The following is a 1,236-nucleotide window of genomic DNA, read 5'->3' on the forward strand; positions in this document are numbered from 1 at the left end:
TGTAGTGGTCTAATGAAACCGGACACTCATTTAGGCGAGAATGCTCGCCATATCGAGGTGTCAGATGACCAAGCAACGTCGTGTCTTTTCCGCTGAATTCAAACGCGAGGCTGCTGACCTCGTACTCAAACAAAATTACAGCTGCATCGAAGCCAGTCGTTCACTCGGCATTGGCGAGTCGGCCCTGCGCCGTTGGGTCAGTCAGCTTCTGCAGGAACGCACAGGCGTCACCCCGCAGAGCAAGGCGCTCACCCCAGAGCAGCAAAAGATCCAGGAACTGGAAGCCCGAATCGCCCGTCTTGAACGAGAGAAATCGATATTAAAAAAGGCTACCGCGCTCTTGATGTCGGAAGATCTCGAGCGTTCGCACTGATCCATCAGCTAAGCGCCCATGAACCTGTTGACTGCTTGTGCGAGGTGTTCGAAATCACCCGTTCGACTTACTACGCCCATCACCTCAGGCGGCGTTCTCCGGGCGTTGAGAGAATTCGATTACGCAGTCGAGTCAACGAACTGTTCACCCAGAGCCGAAACGCTGCTGGCAGCCGAAGTATCGTGTCGATGATGCAGGATGATGGCGAGCAGATCGGGCGTTTCAAGGTGCGAGGCTTGATGCGGGAACTGGGGTTGATCAGCAAGCAGCCTGGCTCGCATGCCTACAAAAAAGCAACGGTCGAGCGGCCTGACATTCCAAATACACTGAATCGTAAATTCGATGTTCCCGAGCCAAACAAGGTTTGGTGCGGTGACATCACCTACATCTGGGCGCAAGGGAAATGGCACTACCTGGCCGTGGTTATGGATCTCTATGCTCGCCGGATAGTGGGCTGGGCGTTATCAGGAAACCCGGATGCTGACTTGGTCACCAAAGCACTGGATATGGCCTATGAGCAACGCGGGAAGCCTCAAGGGCTGCTGTTTCATTCGGATCAGGGATCGCAATATGGAAGTCGCCACTTCCGTCAGCGTCTGTGGCGGTACCGCATCAGCCAGAGCATGAGTCGCCGGGGCAATTGCTACGACAACTCGCCGATGGAGCGAGTATTTCGCAGCTTGAAAACCGAGTGGATACCTTCAGTGGGTTATATGTCGGTTCAGCAGGCACAACGAGACATCAGTCATTATTTGATGCATCGCTACAACTGGATACGGCCTCATCAATTTAATGGCGGGCTAACGCCGGCTCAGGCCGAGAAAAAACTTAACGTCGTGTCCGGGATTAGTTGACCACTACAG

Annotated in this window: 1 protein-coding gene; it reads left to right on the forward strand. The window is 54.0% G+C overall.

The window, feature by feature from the left end; translation table 11 throughout:
- Positions 1-64 precede the first annotated feature (64 nt).
- Positions 65-1,227, forward strand: a protein-coding gene (locus QMX91_RS31165; protein WP_087148787.1) for an IS3 family transposase whose coding sequence is annotated in 2 segments (ribosomal slippage) — positions 65-320 and positions 320-1,227 — 1,164 coding nt in all. Because the reading frame shifts where the segments join, the coding sequence is not laid out codon by codon here.
- Positions 1,228-1,236: the final 9 nt, after the last annotated feature.

This window comes from Pseudomonas sp. PS01299 (assembly GCF_029960145.1).
Classification (GTDB): domain Bacteria; phylum Pseudomonadota; class Gammaproteobacteria; order Pseudomonadales; family Pseudomonadaceae; genus Aquipseudomonas; species Aquipseudomonas putida_A.